14 protein-coding genes, 1 other RNA gene and 1 pseudogene are annotated in these 18,520 nt (G+C 40.9%); 12 read left to right on the top strand and 4 right to left on the bottom strand.

Features of this window, described 5'->3' with window-relative positions; all coding sequences use genetic code 11:
* The 6 genes and pseudogenes from HWQ38_RS35835 to HWQ38_RS35860 form a co-directional block, all read left to right on the top strand.
* Positions 1–366: pseudogene (locus HWQ38_RS35835) on the top strand (putative baseplate assembly protein); the annotation flags it as partial.
* A gap of 29 nt (positions 367–395) precedes the next feature.
* Positions 396–1,277 carry a hypothetical protein gene (locus HWQ38_RS35840; RefSeq protein WP_292803852.1) on the top strand — a complete coding sequence of 294 codons (882 nt, stop codon included), beginning with the start codon at positions 396–398 and terminating at the stop codon, positions 1,275–1,277.
* Complete coding sequence (locus HWQ38_RS35845) at positions 1,274–3,394, top strand: hypothetical protein (RefSeq protein WP_292803855.1); 2,121 nt, start codon at positions 1,274–1,276, stop codon at positions 3,392–3,394. The genes HWQ38_RS35840 and HWQ38_RS35845 overlap by 4 nt, the downstream gene beginning before the upstream one ends.
* The gene (locus HWQ38_RS35850) at positions 3,360–3,725 is read left to right on the top strand and encodes a hypothetical protein (protein WP_292803858.1); all 366 of its coding nucleotides are present in this window, start codon (positions 3,360–3,362) and stop codon (positions 3,723–3,725) included. The genes HWQ38_RS35845 and HWQ38_RS35850 overlap by 35 nt, the downstream gene beginning before the upstream one ends.
* Positions 3,722–6,259, top strand: a complete 2,538-nt coding sequence (locus HWQ38_RS35855; protein ID WP_292803860.1) for a hypothetical protein — start codon at positions 3,722–3,724, stop codon at positions 6,257–6,259. The genes HWQ38_RS35850 and HWQ38_RS35855 overlap by 4 nt, the downstream gene beginning before the upstream one ends.
* 10 nt (positions 6,260–6,269) lie before the next feature.
* The gene (locus tag HWQ38_RS35860; RefSeq protein ID WP_292803863.1) at positions 6,270–8,630 is read left to right on the top strand and encodes a DUF6519 domain-containing protein; all 2,361 of its coding nucleotides are present in this window, start codon (positions 6,270–6,272) and stop codon (positions 8,628–8,630) included.
* Positions 8,631–8,761: 131 nt separating this feature from the next.
* Here the strand turns inward: HWQ38_RS35860 and HWQ38_RS35865 are convergent, their stop codons facing one another.
* Positions 8,762–8,920 carry a hypothetical protein gene (locus HWQ38_RS35865; protein WP_292803866.1) on the bottom strand — a complete coding sequence of 53 codons (159 nt, stop codon included), beginning with the start codon at positions 8,918–8,920 and terminating at the stop codon, positions 8,762–8,764.
* Positions 8,921–8,932: 12 nt separating this feature from the next.
* Between HWQ38_RS35865 and HWQ38_RS35870 the strand changes: the two genes are divergently transcribed.
* The 6 genes from HWQ38_RS35870 to queF all read left to right on the top strand — a co-directional run bounded on the left by HWQ38_RS35870 (position 8,933) and on the right by queF (position 11,541).
* Positions 8,933–9,187 (top strand): DUF1998 domain-containing protein, encoded by a 255-nt coding sequence (locus HWQ38_RS35870; protein ID WP_292803868.1) that lies wholly within the window; start codon positions 8,933–8,935, stop codon positions 9,185–9,187.
* A gap of 509 nt (positions 9,188–9,696) precedes the next feature.
* On the top strand, positions 9,697–9,963 hold the full coding sequence (locus HWQ38_RS35875) for a YciI family protein (RefSeq protein ID WP_292767049.1): 267 nt from the start codon (positions 9,697–9,699) through the stop codon (positions 9,961–9,963).
* A gap of 37 nt (positions 9,964–10,000) precedes the next feature.
* An RNA gene (ffs, locus tag HWQ38_RS35880) (signal recognition particle sRNA small type) lies at positions 10,001–10,097 on the top strand.
* Between the two features lie 25 nt (positions 10,098–10,122).
* Positions 10,123–10,506 (top strand): phasin family protein, encoded by a 384-nt coding sequence (locus HWQ38_RS35885; RefSeq protein WP_292803871.1) that lies wholly within the window; start codon positions 10,123–10,125, stop codon positions 10,504–10,506.
* 133 nt (positions 10,507–10,639) lie between these two features.
* Positions 10,640–11,038 carry a hypothetical protein gene (locus HWQ38_RS35890; RefSeq protein WP_292803874.1) on the top strand — a complete coding sequence of 133 codons (399 nt, stop codon included), beginning with the start codon at positions 10,640–10,642 and terminating at the stop codon, positions 11,036–11,038.
* An 83-nt stretch (positions 11,039–11,121) separates the two neighbouring features.
* On the top strand, positions 11,122–11,541 hold the full coding sequence (queF, locus tag HWQ38_RS35895; protein ID WP_292803876.1) for a preQ(1) synthase: 420 nt from the start codon (positions 11,122–11,124) through the stop codon (positions 11,539–11,541).
* A 613-nt stretch (positions 11,542–12,154) separates the two neighbouring features.
* Here the strand turns inward: queF and HWQ38_RS35900 are convergent.
* The 3 genes from HWQ38_RS35900 to pstS form a co-directional block, all read right to left on the bottom strand.
* Positions 12,155–15,625: an S-layer family protein gene (locus tag HWQ38_RS35900; RefSeq protein ID WP_292803878.1), complete on the bottom strand. Its 3,471-nt coding sequence runs from the start codon at positions 15,623–15,625 to the stop codon at positions 12,155–12,157.
* A 17-nt stretch (positions 15,626–15,642) separates the two neighbouring features.
* The gene (locus HWQ38_RS35905) at positions 15,643–16,239 is read right to left on the bottom strand and encodes a hypothetical protein (RefSeq protein ID WP_292803881.1); all 597 of its coding nucleotides are present in this window, start codon (positions 16,237–16,239) and stop codon (positions 15,643–15,645) included.
* 1,173 nt (positions 16,240–17,412) lie between these two features.
* Positions 17,413–18,510: a phosphate ABC transporter substrate-binding protein PstS gene (gene pstS, locus HWQ38_RS35910; RefSeq protein WP_292803884.1), complete on the bottom strand. Its 1,098-nt coding sequence runs from the start codon at positions 18,508–18,510 to the stop codon at positions 17,413–17,415.
* Positions 18,511–18,520 lie beyond the last annotated feature (10 nt).

Below are 18,520 nucleotides of genomic sequence, written 5' to 3' on the forward strand. Positions count from 1 at the left end.
CTTTGTATTTCGGCAATAGTACCACCAGATTGTCAGCTAGTTGATATTAGTGTTGCTAGAGGCAATGTAATTCTAGTCGATCATGGACGCACTGTTGAACGGGAAGATTTGGGAACTGTACCGGGAAAAAAGATAACCCAGGGATGCCAAGAGTCAGGCGAACCTATAGAAATTTTAGTAGTAGGCGATCGCTTCCGTCCTACCTTGCAAAAAACGCCTTTAACTTTCAGCCAACCTCTGTCCAAAAATAATCTGACTCAAGATGCTAAGAGTTTGCTAATTCAAGACCCCCATCAAGCATTACCTCAAATCAAACTTAGGATACTCAAAATTACTCTACTTGGACTCCCCGGTACGACCTTATAGACAGCAATCGCAAAGATCAACATTTTGTTGTGGAAATGGACAATGATGGACAAGCACACTTGCGCTTTGGGGATGGTGAATTAGGAATCAAACCAGCAGTCAATACTCACTTCCAGGCTTCCTACCGAGTAGGTAACGGCCTTGCAGGCAATATTAGTGCTGAAGTGATTTCTTATATTGTTTTTCGCAATAAACTAATTAGTGATTCGACATTGCAACCACACCAGCCCTTTCCCGCTATAGGTGGGACAGCACCAGAACCTCTATCTCAGGTGAAATTATATGCACCGCATCTATCTCACGAAAAATTAGAGCGTGCCATTACTGCTGATGACTATGCACAATTAGTAATGGAACATTTCCCGACAAAAGTGCAACGAGCCGCCGCCGTCTTACGCTGGACAGGTAGCCGGTATGAAGTCTGGGTGACAGTAGATCCCTTCAACAAAGAAACGGTAGATCACAAATTACTGCAAAATATTACCACAGACCTAAAAAAATATCGCCGCATTGGTCATGATGTCATCGTTCAACAAGCAGCATACGTCTGTTTAGATATAGCGATGAGAGTTGATCTCCAATTTGACTATTTGCGCGGTCATCTCAAAGCTGCTTTGCTGGATATTTTCAGTAACCGCATTTTATCTGATGGTCGGCGTGGTTTTTTCCATCCCGATAACTTGACTTTTGGCCAAGGAATTGCATTAAGTCAAATTGTAGCGATCGCTTCTACTATTCCAGGAGTTGAAAGTGTCTCTATAACTAAGTTAGAACGTCTTTTTGCAGGTTCAAATCACGAGATTGAAGCAGGTTTTTTAACCATTGGTTCTTCGGAAATTGCCCGACTCGATAACAACCCAAACTTTCCCGAAAACGGTAAATTTACACTCGATTTGCGAGGTGGGAGATGAAATTAACTTGTAGCTGTAACTGTCACTCTAACTATAAACTAAGCGATCGCTCCAGCTGTGGTTGCTGTGAAGGTGCAGAAATTCTCACTCCCAAATCGGTAGCTAATCAACCTGGTTTGTATACCCTAGCTTATCGAGTTGGAACCCATGCAAGCTTTTACCAGACAATGAAAGCGCGTTTGGGCGATCGCAACTTTCCCTCACTCAAACATCTAAAAACCCGCGATCCTCTAGACCCGTCTCTAGCTCTACTAGATGCTTGGGCTACTGTGGCAGACGTTCTGACATTCTATCAGGAACGCATAGCCAATGAAGGTTACTTACGCACTGCCATTGAGCGACGTTCCTTAGTAGAATTAGCTCGATTAGTAGACTATGCACATAGTCCTGGTGTTAGCGCCAGCGTTTATTTAGCTTTTACTATAGAAGATGGTTACAGTCTAGAAATTCCTGCTGGTCTGAGTAGCCAGAGTTTACCTAATTCTGATGAATCGCCGGAATTTTTTGAAACATCAGAAAAACTGCAAGCTTATGCCCAGTTAAATCAAATGAAACCCCGGATGAGCCAACCGCAACAGGTTAGCTCAACTGCTAAGGAAATTAACCAACTTTATGTGGATAGCGTAAGCACGAATCTCAAACCTAACGATCTGCTTTTACTGATATTTAGTGATCATGAAGCTAAACAAGTCGTTCAGAAAGTTCAAATTATTGAGCCTCAACTAGAGCAAAATCGAACAAAAATTACATTCCAATTTCCACCGAAACTTTCACAGCCATTAACTAATGATTTTCTGTCACCAAACAGTTCTTTAGCAAGTAAAACAGCACAACAAATCAAACAATTAAGCAAACTACCATCAATCCAACCTGCAAATGCTTCAGAATTAAAGCGCACAAAACAACAAATCTTCGATCCTGATAAAATTGATATTAATTCTCGATTAATTAAAGCCTTAAACCCTTCATCAAACACAGCAATATATCAAATCTTAACCACTAATAAAGCTAATGATTCTAAGCAGTTAAGCCAAGTTGAGGTTCTAGGAATCAAAGCTGCACCTTTTGGACATGACCTACCTTTGAAACCAATATTTGACCAGCAAGGGCGAATTGAAAAATACGAAGAATGGCAAATCGCGGATGTAAATGAAGCAACATCAAGTTCCGCTGGTATACTACCATTAGAATTACGAAATATCTTAGCCTTGGATGCTCAATATGATGTAATTACACCTGGTAGTCGCCTAGCAATTGAGCGTGTAAATGTGAGTGAAATTAGTATTTATCAAGTAATAAAAGTGGAAAATCTTACTAAAATCGCTTATAACACAGTAGGAAGAATTACACAACTCACTTTAAATGAACCTTGGTTAAACGAACAAGATACATCGTTAGATGTCATGCGTAAAACTACAGTGTATCTCAAGAGTGAAGATTTGAATTTGGTAGAACAACTTAATGATTTGCAGGATGGACCAAGTAGTCAAAATGATATATCCGACCAGATGGAAATTGAACTAGACAATCTCTATGAAGGTCTACAACCTGGACGCTGGTTGATTATCTCCGGTGAACGCAGTGATATATCTGATGTCAAGGGTGTCTGGGCTAGCGAAGTTGTCATGTTAGCTGGGGTAAGACAGGATATCAATCCTAATTTGCCCAATGACAAACCGCATACATTCCTGAAATTTGCTAGACCTTTAGCTTATTCTTACAAGCGAGAGACTGTTACTATCTATGGCAATGTAGTCAAAGCTACTCATGGCGAGACTCATACTGAAATACTGGGCAGTGGTGACGGTACTAAAGCCAATCAACAATTTACCCTATCACTACCGCCCCTCACCTATCTACCAAGACCTAATCCTAGTGGCGTTATTAGCACCTTGGAAGTATATGTTAATGATGTCCGTTGGCAAGAAGTAGAAAATTTGATTAAGTTTATACCGCAGTTTCGTGCAAGCATTATACCAGTTTGGCGACCCATATCAGTCACTACAAGTAGATATGCGGGAACTCATGTTGTTAATTATCAGTGCCAATGTGCGAATTTTAGCAAGTTATCAATGGGAATCTGTGGCATTGACAATTCGGACTGCTTTGTTCGATAAATTTAGCTTTGAACGTCAGGAACTAGGACAAGATGTTGTCCTCAGTGAAGTTATCAGCACGATTCAACAAGTACCTGGCGTAGACTACGTGGATGTAGATATTTTAGATAGCGTTTCCGAAACTGAAGCCCAAAATCCAGATATTTTAAAAACAAAACTTCAAGAACTGGCAACACTAGGCATCACTTGTGGAAATGGGCAACCAAAACAAAGAATTCCTGTAAACTTGGCTGTTTTTGATTCCACAACAAACCCACTTTTTCCCGCTCAATTAGCTATTCTCAGCCCTCAAGTGCCGGACACACTAATTCTGAAGGAGTTGAAATTATGAGCAATTCCCCAGACCGCCTTTATGAACTCTTGCCAGGTGTTTACCGCATCCGTGATGCCGAACAAGGCTATCCCCTACGGGATTTATTACGTGTCATTGCCGAACAAGTAGATATTGTTGAATCAGATATTACTCAACTCTATGAAAATTGGTTTATTGAAACTTGCCAGGATTGGGTAGTACCATACATTGGTGATTTAATTGGTTATCAAAGCGTTCAGAGTTCTGGTACAAATGCGATCGGCAATAAAATTCTAAATCCTCGTCGTGAAGTAGCAAATACTATTCGCTACCGACGGCGCAAGGGGACGCTAGCTTTATTGGAATCGCTGGCTGATAAAGTGGCTGGCTGGCCGGCACGAGTTGTAGAATTTCATCAGCTAGTTAGTAAAACACAACATATCAATCACCTGCATTCATCAACCTCAACAACAGTAAATCTGCATCAGGTTGATCCAATTACAAAGTTAAATAACCCATTCGATGAATTAGCTCATACAGTAGATATTCGCCAGATTGCTTCACAATATCAACCTGGAAAATACAACACTCCGAATATTGGTATTTTTGTTTGGCGATTAAAACCTTATTCCATGACTCTGACACCAGCTTTTTGTTTGGAAGAAGTTAGCTCTAACTGCTACACCTTTAGCATTACAGGTAACGATACTCCGCTTTACACTCGTCCCCAACTAACAACAGATGCAACCCAAATTGAGCGTGAATTAAACTTACCTCTTCCCATTCAACGACAAGTTTTGCAATCTCACAAAAACGATTATTTTGACTCAAACCCAAATCCAGAACAATTTACTAAAAGTTTGCAAATCTGGAAAGGTGTTGGTTCAAAACTGCAACCAGTTTCTCCAGAGCAAATTATTATTGCCGATCTTAGCGATTGGAATTATCAACCAGAGCAAGACCACATAGCAGTTGATCCAGAATTAGGACGGATGATTTTTCCTATATGCCAATTACCAAAAAATGGTGTTTGGGTTTCTTATCATTACGGTTTCAGTGCTGATATTGGTGGTGGCGAATATGACCGAACTTTGTTAGATTCTGTGGCAAATTTTTTACTTAATGTTGGTGATATTGAAGAACCAGCCACTTTTATCTCGCAACAAGATGCTTCTGCATTATCCCGGTTTTTGCGATCGCAATTTTCCAGAGATACCCAAAGGCTTTTGGATGCCTATGCCATTCCTCCTGCCGAACTAGCTTTAGTTACAGCTTTACTCAGAGAGCTAAATCAACTACTTTTGGGTGAAAGTCTCTACGATGAACAACGTTTTGCATCTATTACCTTGAGTATAGAAACTAAAAGATTGGTTCAGCAAAATCTCTACGGCAAAGAACTGATTCGCTGCAATCGTTTGCTATTAGAAGAAGCTTTTCCCTCTCAAATCAGAAAGCATTATGCTCATTACAGCGTCAGTCAAACTTCACAAGCTGATTATCAAACTATTGCCGAAGCAATCTCGCGCTGGCAGCGAGACAAACCCCATAATGCTGCGATTGAAATTATCGACAGTGGTGTTTATGTAGAACGAATTAATATTGAACTGGAACAAAATCAAAGTCTGCAATTACGTGCAGCTAACCGCAAACGTCCGGTAATTCGCATTCTCGACTGGAGAACTTCTTTAGGTGATGCTTTAAATGTCACAGTAGAGTCAGGAAGTTGCTTTGTTCTCGATGGTTTATTGATTACTGGTCGGGGAGTGCATATAGAAGGTAATCCCACTCAATTTACAGATTATCCTACCTCTGGCGTGCAACAACCAACTGCGGTTATTATCCGTCATTCTACATTAGTACCAGGCTGGTCATTACATTGTGACTGCGAACCTCGACGTTCCAGCGAACCAAGTTTGGAGTTATTTAATATCAATGGGTGTATAACAATTGAACACAGTATTGTTGGCTCGATTCAGGTTAACCAAGATGAGGTAGAGACTGATCCTTTGCCGATACATATTAGCGATAGCATTATAGATGCTACCAGTATAGAAGGTGAAGCGATCGGTGCAGTGGGTTACTCTATAGCCCATGCGCGGTTAACTATTGCACGTTGCACAGTTTTTGGAAAGATTCAAGTACATACAATTGATTTAGCAGAAAACAGTATTTTTAAGGGCATAATATTCGTTGCTCGTCGCCAACAAGGTTGTATCCGTTTCTGCTACGTGATGCCTAACTCACGCACACCACGTCGGTATAATTGCCAGCCGGATTTAGTCGAGCAAATAGTTAGGCAAGAAACAGAACTACAGCCAGAACAAATAGAGGCGGAACAACTTATCGTTAGATACCGCGTACAACCTCAATTCAACAGTACACGCTATGGCACACCTACTTATTGTCAGTTAGCGTCAACCTGTGCTGAAGAAATCAAACGTGGCGCTGATGATGAATCAGAAATAGGTGCTTTTCACAATCTATATCAGCCTCAAAAAGAGGCTAACCTACGCATCCGTTTAGATGAATATACACCCGCTAATACTGAAATTGGCATTATTTACGCTAGCTAAAGAGGATTTTATGCAAGGAGAATTTAGAGGCGATTTTACTCGTGATACCTACGACAAAAGCAAGCACTTCCTTCGAGTATTGATGCAACAAGGTAGAGTGCAATTAGATGCAGACTTCAACGAACAGACATCAATTTTACTAAATCGCCTGCAAACTTTGGCCAAAGATATATTTGGGCTACAAGGTGGCCCAGAGCAGAATTGTGGTTTTGAATTTATCGCCACGGAGGAGCAAATTAATAATATTAATAATCTCAATGAGGAAGAAAAATATGAATTAAAAAAACGGCTCCAATGCCAAAGCTATTTAATTAGCAAAGGCAATTATTATGTAGATGGTATACTTTGTGAAAATGAGGAATTTATAGATCCTTGTCAAGTCCACCAACTACAACTAAAGGATGGGACATATCTTGCTTATCTTGATGTTTGGGAGCGATATATAACCCCTATTGAAGATCGTGACGACTTCCAAATTAATATTCGTGAAGTTGCTTTAGGGGGAGCGGATACAGCAACTCGCTCTAAGTTAGTTTGGCAAGTGAAACTCAAACAATTAGGAGAGGATAAAGATATTGAAACAGTTGCCAAGCAAGTTACCAAGAATCGTGACTATTTTTGCAGTCTGCTAGGTCGAGAATTAATGAAGCCTGGAAAAGGCGAAATTATTGCTAGAATTACAAAGCCTAGTTCTACAGGAATGAAAGATCCATGTGTTATTCCGTTTAATTCTAAATTTCGCGGTACAGAAAACCATCTTTATCGGGCGGAAATTTTTAGAGCTTCCACTGCCAATAAAAATCAACTATCATTTGTCTGGTCACGCGAAAATAGCTCAATTGTTTTTCCTATTGTGACGTCTATTGATAGCAACTCTTCAGTTATTGTCTTGAAACTAGAACATTTAGGAAAAGACAAAAATTCTAGTTTATCAGCAGGTGATTGGGTAGAAATCATCGATGATGATTATATACTTGGAGATAGCGATCGCCAGCTACTAAGAGTTGAGCAGGTGGATCGGATTGAGAATCAAGTATTTATATCAAGTGACGCTAAAACCAATACATTGGTTAAAGAAAAGCATCCTCTCTTACGCCGTTGGGACTCTGGAGAAGTCAAGGTAAGTCTATCTGATATGAAGAATGATAAATGGTTTCACCTTGAAGATGGAATTGAAATTCAATTTAAAACAGATACTCAGAACAGCTTTTATCAAGTAGGTGATTATTGGCTAATCCCCGTGCGGACAGCTACTGGTAACGTAGAATGGCCCCAACGAAAAAACCAAGAAGGGAAATTAGAACCCCAACCTCAATTACCACATGGTATATCTCATTATTATGCACCTCTAGCGATAGTTTTAAGTAATTCTAATAAAGTCATAGTTCATGATTGCCGAAGAAAGATTGGCAGTTCCGAAAGTACTACATTACCTGCAAGTGAAAAAGATGATCTTACCCCACCAATTGATACCCAGCAAAATCCTATACCGTCTATTGTTACTAAAGCAACACCTACACAAACAATTAAAGAATTCAACTGCATAATCAATGCTAGCTGGCATCACGATCAAGTTTTGGAAGCTACCCTTGGAAAAGAAGAGGAAAATTCTAGCAATATACCAAACGATCAATTATTTAATTTAAAATCTCAGGAATTGAAAGATTTATTTACGAAACTAGGTCTAGTAATTCAGTTTCAAAAGCCAGTACGGATTGATAGTTTACATAAGAGTAGTGTATCTGTTTTAGCTCATACAGACAATGTATTTAGAGGTGAAGTATTTTATATATTGCCTATGAAGGTTGAAGCAGTTCAAGTTAGAAAAGTTGAAACAAAACCTATCCGTTGGGCAATTGGCACTGATGTGTTAGATAGTAATGTCAATCTAATTACAGAAGTTGAACCTCTGACGAATCAAAATAATCCCTATACTGAAGCTGTTCGATTGATTACACCTGATGATTGGTCACAAAAAGCCGTTTTTAACCAAAGTAATATCTATCAGTTTACTGTACTATTGCATGGTGACTGGATTCTGAATGAAAAACTATTATTTGAAGAAGAAAATTTGAATTTCTCAGGAGATTTAAATAAAGGAATTATTGCTGATGGATTACGTCAGCAGTTTCAATCAAAGGAAATTTTACTTTCTCAAAATCTTATTTTGGTTACCGAAAAAGAAAATTTAAAATGGCGCTTAGTCGATGGAGGGAAAGTTTACATCTTGAAGACAGATAACAATAAATTAACAGTTAGCAAGATTCAGGCATTGGATGCCAACAATATTTGGCCTGGTGTCCCTGAGCGGTTTAGTGGAAATGGGTCAGAAGGAGGAGACTGGATTAGTATTATTCATGTCAAAACTTGATAATGGACAGTAAATTCAGGGATTGTGTGTAAAAGTTAAGGCAATAATTGTCAACAGCCATAGGTGAAGCTAAAGTCATTCCAGTTATGCCCCAAATGAGTCTAGTCCAGATTAGTGGTATTGAAACTTCATCAACCCCTGCAAATCCCAACAAGTAGATTGAGATAAAAGCGATCGCCATCTCTGTGACGATCTAGCACCAACTGCTGCAAATCCCAACAACTAGGTTCAGGTGAGAGCGATCGCCTACCTGAAAAAATCTCGATCTCGCGCAACTGCAACCATCCCAAAGGTCTTTCTCTATGTCCAAGTACGAGTTTCAGCTGGTGGCTAGACTTGACCCAAAACAGGTGAATTTTACAGTAGTGAAGGAGTTAGGGGAAAATAACAATTACACAGGCTATTTCTATGATACCAGTGATGGTGGAAATGGTGCGGCTGAGGCTGTGTTTAAGCATCTGCCAAAACTTGCTAGTGCTGCTAGAGCGATGCCTGCGGCGGGCTACGCCTACGCCCGATTAAATCGATTGAGCATTGCTTCTGCTACTTCTGGTTAGGCATTGACAGTCGGTAGTTTTTCCCTTACTACACCGAAGAAGTGCTTCTAGCCACAGCGACAAATTTGTATTAGGATATGCGATCGCTTGCAGCTTAATTTTACAGGTATCTAGAATCAGGGCGAAGAGATTGACGGTATTGTTGCCCCAATTGCATCGCTTCGTCGTCAGCTGGGTCATTGGCAAAGCTGCCTAGAATGATTTGCCACCAAGGAATAGGAGAAACGGGGAGTTGCTGCTTGAGGCGAGCAACCTCGGTTTCTCAAATTGCAAGTCTGGCTTCGATTTCAGGGGTTGACATAGGATTTTTTGATCATCTGTTGTTCTGATTATGTCATTTTGCCAGACTCAGGGAGGTTGGCGATCGCCCCTTTGCCCAAACTAAGTAGAGCGATCGCGCTAATTTCTAGGCAGATTGCCCAGATTTTTAATTAAATGGCTACTCAAATCCTACTCAAAATAGTAATAACTTAAACAGGATATCTGTTGTAACCGGAGTTAAGAAGCTGATGCCATGGTTTGTAAAGATTGAAGAAGGCAAAGTCGATAAACCTACCTTTGACCAATATGTACCTGCCCATAAAGCCTATATTCAGGACTTGATTGCTAAAGGACACAAAGCGCGAACAGGCTATTGGGCGGAGCAAAGAGGCGGAATGTTGCTATTTGAGGCAGCCTCAAAGGATGAAGCAGAAGCGATTGTGGCTGATGATCCGTTGGTGCAACACGGCTGCGTCAACTATCAGCTTTATGAATGGCGGATTGTTATGGAATAACACACACTTACTGAATTTTAATGTTATGCTTTTAGAAGACCTGGATCTATGCGATCGCAACACCCAAATCTTGTCAGAACCGGAAGGTAGCAGCAACACGGGAGGCTTGTGGTAGGCGTAGTCTCCGGGTCGCCCTATTTTTAGGAGCATTCAGCAAAAATGCCTGGTTTTGGAGATATTGTTCAAAAAGCTTTTTACCTCGGTGTTGGATTAGCTTCTTACGCAGGTGAGAAAGCAGGGGGAAAATTAGCCGAAGTGCGATCGCAAGTCCAAAAACTGGCAGATGAAATGGTGGCAAAGGGCGAAATGAACACCGAAGAAGCCCGCCGCTTCGTTGAAGATATGATGAAGCAAGCCCAACAGCCCCCAGCATCTGGTGAAACCTCACCAGAAACACCCCCTTCGGAACCTCGCCGCATAGAAATTTTAGAGGAAGATGAAGAACCAACTGTGAAAGAGGCATCAGCTGATGAGAACGTGGATAAATTACGCGATGAAGTGCTAAAGCTGCAAGACGAGTTAAAACGATTGCAACGCGATTAATTAAAAGCATTCTTTGAGCAAAATATCACTTCAGATAGAAACTTGATAAGATACATTGCCTAGTGTGTACTCTAGTGCTTCAAGCCAGATAGCACAAACCGTCTTGTTTATAGCCTGTAATGGCGTCAAGTTTATGGAACAGTGGCAAAAAGATTTAGTAGAAATTGTCGAAACAGTGGCTGATGAAGTAGAGCGTTTCTTCCTGGGAATGAGTGAAATGGTAGACGCTTTTTTTGAGCTAACGGAAGAAATGACCGAGCAAGTCCCGAACATTGTCACTGAAGTCGATCAGTATTTACAGGATTTTGCTGAACCAATATTAGAAGCTTACTGGGAACTGGAAGACATTGTAGCAGATGTAGATCCGGCTTTTCCTTATTCAGTTGAACCCACTGCCGAAAAAAATCCTGCCTGTATCGGCTGTAGTCACTACCACGGGCAAGTTTATAATGGTAATTTGTTAGTTTGTGCCATGCATCCCCACGGTTGTGAAGATGAGAATTGTCCAGATTGGGAGAAGGAAGAGTATTGAGTTAGGAGTAGAGACGCGATTAATCGCCTCTGTACAGGAGTTATAAAATTAATAAAAGGACGTAAATACAAGTAAAATAACCGATGACAACTGATAAATTACCTGAAAGTGTATCCCAGGCAAGCCAAGAAATGAAGTATGGCGAACGCGACATTGCCGAAGGTAAACTAATTACCTTTCCGAATCCGCGTGTGGGGAGGCGATATGACATTAACATTACTTTGCCGGAATTTACTTGTAAATGTCCGTTTTCCGGTTATCCTGACTTTGCGACAATTTATGTTATCTATGTGCCTGATCAACGAGTAGTAGAATTGAAGGCGCTTAAGCTTTATATTAATAGTTATCGCGATCGCTATATTTCTCACGAAGAATCAGCTAATCAAATTTTGGATGATTTTGTCGCTGCTTGTGACCCCTTGGAAGTCACGGTGAAAGCAGATTTTACGCCTCGCGGCAATGTACATACCGTGGTTCAAGTACGGCACCAAAAGTACCCATAATGAAAACTTTGGCTTTTAGAAAGGACTTTAGTCCTTTTTATAAGAGGCTATGCGATACAAAATCAGGACTGAAATCCTAATTAGGAACATTTTTGAAGGAAGGTTGATTAACCGGACAGGATATATATAAGTAAGTGGGCGGGAAAATTTACAAGTTGCAAAAAAATTGTAGGTTGAGTGGAGGCTTTGCGTAATCCAACATCCTGATATGTGTTGGGTTGCGCTGCGCTCCACCCAACCTACCTCTACTACCTCTAGGTCTAATGCACCATTTTGCGTAGACAGTCCACTACGTGCATTTCAAAAATCAAATACTAGTTTTATATATAAGTGGGTGGGAAAATTTGCAAGTATGTAACGTAAAGTTAACTAAAGCGATTAGAGTTAAATTTTACACGTTTGGTACTATAATCTCCTTTTTCTCCCTCAGCTTCAATTTAAATATTCGTTCTTATTAGTTTTCTTGTACTATTTTATTTACATTTTGTTGATGTGTGACAGTTGGGGTGCGGAATGTAGGTTCAAAGCATCCGTTACAGATTGTTGGCCACTTGTTACTATTATGACTCTTGGGTTTTATCGGAATTCTTCCCCCTACTCTTGGGATAATGAATCATTGACTACAAGACATAGCAGAGGGAATAGAAGAACTTTGCCCAGATTGAGCCACAAGGATAATATCACCGTTAGCATCGACAATCCATCCTTGAGCCTCCACAATCTGATTAGTAGATTTGGTAACAGTTGTAGATAATTTATTTGTAACTCTGGGTATTGCTTGTGGGGGCAAATCTACCCAACCTGTAATCACTGCTCGTTCCCGCAAGGGTTCATTAGGATTTTGGGGTAATCCACCCCGTCCTGTAGCGATAAAACGACTGGCGTTTTCTCCTCTTCTGGGTGCGCAACCTTGGGCGATTTGTTGGGATGCATCCACGACGTTAGAGGGTAGTTGAATTAAGCCGCGACTGGGGTCAGCATCAGGTGTGTTGAGATTTATCTCACCATTTAAGGAAGGGTTGGTTTGGGAGATGGCAGTGATATCACTTGTTGGCAACTGACTAGGATCTAGCTTGTTCGGGTCGGTTGTTTGCAACAGCTGCTCAAGCTCTTGCCGACTGCGCGGCTGTAGCCCAAAGATGCCAGCAGAGTTGATAATAACTTTCCCGCCGCTACCCTCAAAGGCGTTGGCAGTGATATCGCTATTTTCGTTGGGGACGGCGACGATAAAGCCTCGGTAATTTGGGAGGTTATTAATAATGATGTTACCGCCATTGCCACCTAATTTTTCTGTACCTGCGTTGGTGGAAATTTGAGCGCCATGACGGAGTAAAAGTAAGTGGCTATTTATTTTGATGTCACCACCGTTACCGGATGCAGATTCGGCGTTGAGTTTACCTTGGTTATCTAAAGTAATTTTAGGTGAGTTGATTTCGATGTCGCCTGTGGTTCCTGAACCAGTAGAACTGACAAATAAGCCAGTACTAGCGCCGATATTTTCTACCTGATCAGTAAAGTTATTAACTCGGTTATCATAACTAAAGTCACTACCACTAATTATTACTTTATCAGTAGCATTGACAGTTATTTTACCTGCATCTCCTTGCCCTGAAGTACTAGCTGTCAGTGCAGCACCATCGATGATTTCTAAGGAGTTGGTGTACAAATTAATATCGCCGCCTTTTCCTGTTGAGTCTTTGCTGGTAGAAGTCGTTAACAGGCTCCGACCCACAATATCGTTGAGGTTGGAGCCTTCAAGTGAAGTTCCACTCAGTTTTATAGAAGTGGCATAAACAGTCAAGGAACCCGCATTCCCTTTCTCTATACTGGTTGTTGAAACTGATGCTTGTGCCCCATCTTGGATAAACAACTGTCCAGTCTTAATTACCAAGTTTCCAGCATTTCCTTGACCTGTAGTCCCTGTAATTATACCACTAGGAAACGGACGCTCCTTTACAATGTTAGAGACTAAGCCTCCACTAATTCCAATTAGTTGCCTTAAGACATCGGCGGACAACCCTTGCTTTGAAGTGCCGATGAGTTCTACGGATTCGGAGGCGTTGATAGTCAAATCTCCGCCTTTTCCTAAGCTAGAAGTACCCGATGATATGATTCCCCCATCACTGACTATTAACTTTTTAGTAGTAATAGCCATGTCGCCCGATTTTCCAGATCCCTGTGTTCCACTAGCTAAGACGCTAGGAACATTATTGACACTGGCGATGCCTTTTATTTCTACTAACTCCGAAGCATTTACAGTTAATTTTCCTCCTGGCTGCTCTCCAGCAGTACCTGTTGTTACCCAGGCCCCATCACGGACAATTAATCTTTGAGTATCAATAGTCAAGTCGCCTCCTTGTCCAAAACCTGTAGTTTCATTACGCAATCCACTGGGAACTCTATCGCCTATGGTGAACAGTCCTAGTCCTTGGGGAGCATCATTAGCTGAGGTGCCACTAAGTTCTATAGAGTCTTTTGCGTTCACGAATAAATTTCCGGCTCGCCCTGGGGTAGTACTCCCTGCCGATATTACTGCCCCATTAGAGACAATTAACCGCCCAGTTTCAATGGTCAGGTTTCCGGCATTTCCACTTGCAGTTGGTAAAAATAAATCCCTTAAAAAAAGAAGATCCGGGGTAAGAAGAGGCGTTGTATCAATGGAAGCGGAAAATAAGCCAATAGGAACAGTAAACTTGGGAGAAAAACCGTATAAATTAATCGGAAAAAGGTCAATTGTACCGTTTGATGAGGAACTGCCAGTTAATTCTATTGAGTCAGAGGCGTTCACAACCAGATCCCCAGCACTACCACTAGAAGTAGTAGCAGTCGCTACTATTCCATCTTGAATAATCAATTTTCCTGTATCCACGCGTAGGGAACCACCATCTCCTAAACCAAAAACGGCATTGTAGATAGAGCTATCTTTGACTGTTACTGTTCCTTTGGCGCTGAGGGTGATATCTCCAGCTTTCGCGTTAGCAGCTGTAGCTAATGGCTTGATGCCAGCACGTAAGCTACTTCCCTCCAAAATATCTATATTCTGGGCATTGACGGCAATACTGCCACCACCATTAGATGCAACATCCACTTCAGCGCCATTGGTAAGCGATACTGAAGCTCGCAATCGGTCTGGCGGAAAATTTAAGCTCAGATTATGATCATTTACATTTAGCCCAACTATTCCTTCTCCTGCTAAACCTCCTAACTCTACTTGTCCACCAGAAGCCTTCAGAGAGCCACCATTCATGTTTACATCGCCACCAACTAGCAGCAAACTAAGATGATCTCCGACTTTTAGGTTAGTTGAGTTATTTTGAATTGGCGCAGTAGAAATTTGATTGAATAGAAAAGCGGAAGGATTGATTGTCAACAGTGGAGAAGTAGTCGGATTCGTGGCGCTGAAAATCACTTTATCACCAAAAGCGATCGCATTTGCTGTACTCGCAACAAAAGAACCTTGAATATTCAGCCTCGCACGCGGGCCAAAAATAATCCCTTTTGGATTTATCAAAAACAAATTAGCGAGAGCATTAGCACGAATGAACCCATCAATATTAGAAGCTGACCCACCCGTAACTCGACTAATGATATTTTGAATATCTACAGTATTATTAAAATAAGCAGTGCCACCAAGAGGTACAGAAAACTCAGAGAAGCTGTGGAACAAATTACTTCCTGCTTTTGTTCCTCCAGTAATATTGAAGTTATTCCCATCCTTTGTGACGCTAGAGTTAATCGGCAAGGTGGCATCCGGGGTAATTTGAGCAAAAACACGCTCTTGTAAGGAAGCAATGAATACACTTGCTAAAACCAAGCAACTTCCTAAGCCGACAAACTTACTACACCAGCACCACCAGTCCTGAGTTTTCCTTGATACAGTAATTGACTTTTCACAGTATTTGGAAAAGTCTGTTTGATTGATGAGCGATCGCCAGTATATACTTGCAGGATAGTTTTTCAACCCTCCTGCTCCCTGAACGAAGTTTAGGGCAATCTGCTTGTGACAAATTGGTGCATAAGATGCACTTTGCAGCTTGATTTTATGTCCCAAAATCCTAATAATCCTAATGTTTCTGTGAAGCATTCTCCTGATAGATTGCATTATAAAAAAACAGTAAACGGTCCAACAGCATTAAATGGAATATTGAATCTTGTAATGTCAATCGAATCACCCGAAACAGGCAGCAAAAAATTAACCCCCTGCACAATACCAACTAAGTCTCCCGATGATGTAGAGATGTTTAAATTTCCGTTTACTACTTGAGAAGTGTAGTTCTGTGGTGCTCCTTCTAGCACAATCATGTCACTGCCTCGCTCAAAGTTCTGGATTAAAGCATAATCTGTATTACCACCACCAACGTAAAATTGTTGAGGTGTGGAGGTTAATGAAGACAAGCTAGAATGGCCAAGGAGGAATACATCTGTCCCTTGAGTGCCAATTAAGGTATCAATCTGACCGACTCCAGCAACTGTTGATCCATTTGATAAAACGTCCAAACCAAGTCCAACGAGGAGTTTGTTCCCTTCACCAATGCCAGTTATGGTGTCATTCCCGTTGGTTCCTAAAAAAAAGCCGAAGCGATTCTTCTCAAACTGTCCAACCTGTTCATAGTGTTGTAGTCCTGAGGTAAAAGAGCCAGCCCTAACAGCCGCCGCTACATCAGGGTATGCTAGCAAGTAAGCTTGTTCATCGAACATAGCAATAGCCTCCAGATAGTAATGGGAATATCAATCAAAAAAGTACTATTTGGTCAGGGTCTGGCAGTTACTTCCATTAAGTTAGAAGCTTAGAAATATTGGAAAAACGCACAATTCCTAGCCAAAGCACTCTCAGGAGCAAAATCCAAATCACCGGACATTGCACTCTCCACCAAATAACAGCACTAAACTTCAGTCAACTAGAAATGAAGTTATTAGCTGTTTACTATTTCATAATAAAACTGTAAGATTGTTGGCTTGGTAAAAAATTTCTTATTCTTTACAAAGTTTATAACTAGACGCAATCGGGAGCAACGCTCTAACAGTGAGGTGAGATCAAAAACAAGCCATCACTAAAAATTATATTTAAGTATAAAGTAATTTTAATTGCAAATAAGATACTGATTGATATGAGAATTTAACTTGATGAGATATTTCATCAAGATTGCTAATAAATCATTTGACGATTATTTTAAAAGGATATCTGCAATTAATATTTAATACTTGGTATTACATATAACACAAATTTCAAGGAAGCTGGAATGAAGAGTATAAAATTTATCAAGCAGTAGAGGCTTGATCAACGAATTAAAGATAGAATCACAAAAATTATCCCAGTTTCCAGCTATCCATTATAGGACTTACGCATTTATAGCAGTGGACAGACAGCTTAGGACATTCGCAACCCCGAAGAGAGCGGCTGTCACAGCTATCCATAGCAGACTTGTCCTAACCATTATGGCAGCCGCTATACAAGAAATACCAAATATGGATCAAGGTTAAAAACCATATCTTTCCTAAGGGCACAGCATTGCTGTGCCCCTACAGCATGATCTATTTACGTAGTTTACCGCCGTAGGCATCGCAGGATAATTAAGAAAAGCCTAAAACAACCTCAAGATCGTTAATGTACATCACGATGCATTTGTACAGTGCGTAAGTCCTACATTAGACATAGCAGTGAAAAAGAATGTAGAGACGTAGCAGTGCTACGTCTCTACAAGGGTTCTGGGTAACGCATATTTAATTTCTGGAGAAGTCTATTAGCAGGTAAGAGTAAGTGATTCTTCTCTTAGCTTCTGCTAATTAGGGAGCTGTATTAAATCAGACTCCCTTTTTTCTTTTGAGTTCAACCATTTAGTCTATGTTGCATCCAAAGGAGAACTGGTATATTTATTCTGCAATCTGCTTAACAGCTGTCTGCACTTGAATTACAACTTTTTTAGACAAAGGAATATATCCGAGTTCCAAACTGGATTTTTGCCCGTCAATCAAAGCCCAATTAACAAAGTTTTTCAGCGCTTGCCCTTTGACTCGGTTTGGATATTGCTGATAAGTTAAAAGCCAGCTGTAAGTAACAATGGGATAAGACTGGGCATCGGTAGGATCGGTGATAAAAGCAATCAAGTTATCGGCGGGTAATTTCACTCTCTCTAAGGTTTGAGCTACAGATTCTGGTGTCGGCGTGATATAATTACCAGATTTATTTTCTAAAGCAGCCACAGGAAGTTTATTTTGTTTGGCGTAAATATACTCTACATAGCCAATAGCTCCTGGTATCTGTTGAATCAGGGCGGTAACACCTTCGTTACCCTTTCCCCCAATTCCTACTTGCCATGCTACAGATTTACCAGCCCCAATTTTGCTTTTCCATTCTGGACTTATAGCACTTAAATGTTGCGTCAACACGCTCGTAGTCCCACTACCATCAGTTCGGTGTACAACCTGAATCGGTAAATCCGGCAAACTTACGCCTGCATTAGCTGCGGCTATTCTAGGATGATTCCAATTTGTAATTTTTCCGAGGAAGATATCTACGTAAACTTGGCGTGGTAGCCTAAGAGCAGTTGGCACTTTGACTTGAGGCGACTGGTGTGCAACTGGTGTGAGGTTATAAGCCAGCACAATAGAACCGGCAGTTATGGGTAAAGAGATTACTCCGCGTTTTATCTTGGCTGCTTGTTCATTTGTAATTCCCACATCACTAGCTGCAAAGTCTACAGTACCTTCGATAAGCTGTTGCACTCCTGCACTGCTCCCTATTGCTTGATAGTTAATTTCCACATTGGGATTTTTCTGGTTGTAATCTGAAAGCCAGCGCTCGTACAAAGGCGCGGGAAAACTTGCGCCGACACCAATGAGGGAAACAGGCTTGATGTTTTTCTGATTGGCTGTGCAAGAAAGGATAGTCAACAAGATAGGGATTAGGGATAGAAGGTAAATGCGTCGCTGGGATTGAAGTTGAGCAGATATAGAAATCTTTTGTTTCAATGTTTAATAA

Origin of the sequence: Nostoc sp. NMS7 (assembly GCF_017115085.1) — a bacterium.
Taxonomy (GTDB): domain Bacteria; phylum Cyanobacteriota; class Cyanobacteriia; order Cyanobacteriales; family Nostocaceae; genus Nostoc.